The organism is Actinomadura bangladeshensis, assembly GCF_004348335.1.
GTDB lineage: Bacteria > Actinomycetota > Actinomycetes > Streptosporangiales > Streptosporangiaceae > Spirillospora > Spirillospora bangladeshensis.
Window position 1 is genome coordinate 1 of sequence record NZ_SMJW01000507.1, and the last position, 1978, is coordinate 1978.

Below are 1978 nucleotides of genomic sequence, written 5' to 3' on the forward strand. Positions count from 1 at the left end.
CCGGGGGAGGGGTGGGCGACCGCGTAGTTGTAGCGGCGCGACAGCATCCCGAGCTGGTCGGCGGCCCACTGCGCCACCTGGTCGGCCTGCCGGTACCCGGCCGCGGACACCCCCGGAGGGGGACGGTGCGCGTTCAGCCAGCCCCGGATCGCGTTCTGCGCGTCCTGCAGCTGCCTGATGACCTGGTCGAGCGCGGGCGGGTCGATCCCGCGGAACTCGGGGTCGCGCGCCGCCGGGCCCGTGCGCATCTGCGCGGTCATCGCCCCTCCGGAGGTCACCGATCGTCGTGCCCTGACTCCCCAGAATCACATCCGTGTCACTGGCTGTCGAGTGCCCTGCGCACCGATTCCTCGTCGCGCGCCACCACGGCGGCGTCGCCGGCCAGCACGATCGGCCGCTGGATCAGCACGGGGTTCGCCACCATGACCTCGATCCACCGGGCCCGGTCGTGCTCCATGTCCTTGAGCCCGAGTTCCTTGGCGACCGGCTCGTTCAGCCGCGCCACGTCCCACGGCTCGGCGCCGGCGCGCTTGAGCACCTCGTCCAGCTCGTCGGCCGTGGGCGGCTCGTCCAGGTAGCGGCGCTCGGTGTACTCGACGCCCGCCTCGTCCAGCGCGGCCTTCGCGGCCCGGCTCTTCGAGCAGCGCGGGTTGTGCCAGATCTCCATCTACTCCACCTCCGCGGGGGTGCCCCCGGTGATCCTCAGCAGTTCCTCGTACGACGTGGGGAAGACGGTGTGCGGGTGCCCGCCGGCCGCCCAGACCTCGCCGTACCTGTTCAGCCAGACGTCCACGAGCGTACGGACCGGCGCCGGGTGGCCGACGGGCGCCACGCCCCCGATCGGCTGCCCGGTCGCCGCCCGGACGAACTCCGGCGTCGCCCGCCGCACCTTCGCCGCGCCCACCAGCGCCGCCACCTTCGCCGTGTCCACCCGGTGCGCGCCGCTGGTCATCACCAGCAGCGGCGCCCCGTCGGCGTCGAACACGAGGCTGTTGGCGATCGCGCCCACCGCGCAGCCCAGCTGCTCCGCCGCGGCCTGCGCCGTCCGCGCGGAGTCGGGAAGCTCGACGACGGTCCCGGTCGCGCCCTGGTCGCGCAGGGCTTTCGCGACGATTTCGGCATTCGGATGCATGGGAAGCACTTTAAGCTTTCCGCATGCGCGGGATACCGATCGACGTGCGGACAAGCGCGGTGCTCCTGGCCGCGGCCGTCGCCCTGGCGGGCTGCAGCGGGACGGAGCGGGCGGAGCCCCGCGCGCAGGAGGGCACACCGGCCGCGACGGCACCGGCGACGCCGGCCGCGACGCCGGCCGCGACGTCCACGCCGTCCCCCGCGCATCGCACGCTGAAACCGGGGGCGAAGGGGGCCGACGTCAAGGTCCTCCAGCAGCGCCTCAAGGCACTCAGCTACGACCCCGGCAAGGCGGACGGGAAGTACGGGCCGTCCACGCAGATGGCCGTGTGGGCGTTCCAGGCGGTCAACCGCCTCAAGCAGAAGAGCACCTTGGGCGGGTCGTTCTGGGCGGCCCTGGACGCGCCCGAGCAGCCGCGCCCGATGGCGAAGAAGCGCGAGAGGGACCGCGTCGACGTCGATCTGAAGAGGCAGTACCTCGTCCTCTACAAGGACGGCAGGCCGCGCCTCATCTCGCACATCTCGTCCGGCTCGGGGGAGTACTACTGCGCCAAGGACCGCGGCGCCACCGTCGCCCGGTGCCGCTACGCGACGACGGGCACGGGCGACTTCCGGACGGGGCGCCGCTTCGCGGGCTGGGAGACCTCACCGCTGGGGCGCCTCTACAACCCGATCTACTTCAACGGCGGCATCGCCTTCCACGGCGCTCTGGACGTGCCCCGGTACCCGGCGTCGCACGGCTGCGTCCGGATGCCGATGCACATCGCCGAGTACTTCCCGGACCTCCTCGCAACGAACGTCCCCGTGCACGTCAGGCGGCCCCGCTAGCCTCCCGCCGGCCCCCGCC

Annotated in this window: 4 protein-coding genes; 1 reads left to right on the forward strand and 3 read right to left on the reverse strand. The window is 73.1% G+C overall.

Features of this window, described 5'->3' with window-relative positions; translation table 11 throughout:
* The 3 genes from E1284_RS40395 to E1284_RS40405 all read right to left on the reverse strand — a co-directional run.
* Nucleotides 1-260 (reverse strand): hypothetical protein (locus tag E1284_RS40395; RefSeq protein ID WP_207924246.1); only part of this gene is annotated, 260 nt, incomplete at its 3' end.
* A gap of 56 nt (nucleotides 261-316) precedes the next feature.
* Nucleotides 317-667, reverse strand: coding sequence for an arsenate reductase family protein (locus E1284_RS40400; protein ID WP_131945387.1), 351 nt, complete (start codon nucleotides 665-667; stop codon nucleotides 317-319).
* Nucleotides 668-1132: a YbaK/EbsC family protein gene (locus E1284_RS40405; protein WP_131945388.1), complete on the reverse strand. Its 465-nt coding sequence runs from the start codon at nucleotides 1130-1132 to the stop codon at nucleotides 668-670.
* A 23-nt stretch (nucleotides 1133-1155) separates the two neighbouring features.
* Between E1284_RS40405 and E1284_RS40410 the strand changes: the two genes are divergently transcribed.
* Entirely contained in the window at nucleotides 1156-1959 is an 804-nt protein-coding gene (locus E1284_RS40410; RefSeq protein WP_131945389.1) for a L,D-transpeptidase family protein, read from the forward strand.
* Nucleotides 1960-1978: the final 19 nt, after the last annotated feature.

Excerpts from the sequence above, each read along its gene's own strand:
- E1284_RS40400 (WP_131945387.1), bottom strand. The coding sequence starts at position 667 with ATGGAGATCTGGCACAACCCGCGCTGCTCGAAGAGCCGGGCCGCGAAG.
- E1284_RS40405 (WP_131945388.1), bottom strand. The coding sequence starts at position 1,132 with ATGCATCCGAATGCCGAAATCGTCGCGAAAGCCCTGCGCGACCAGGGC.
- E1284_RS40410 (WP_131945389.1), top strand. The coding sequence starts at position 1,156 with ATGCGCGGGATACCGATCGACGTGCGGACAAGCGCGGTGCTCCTGGCC.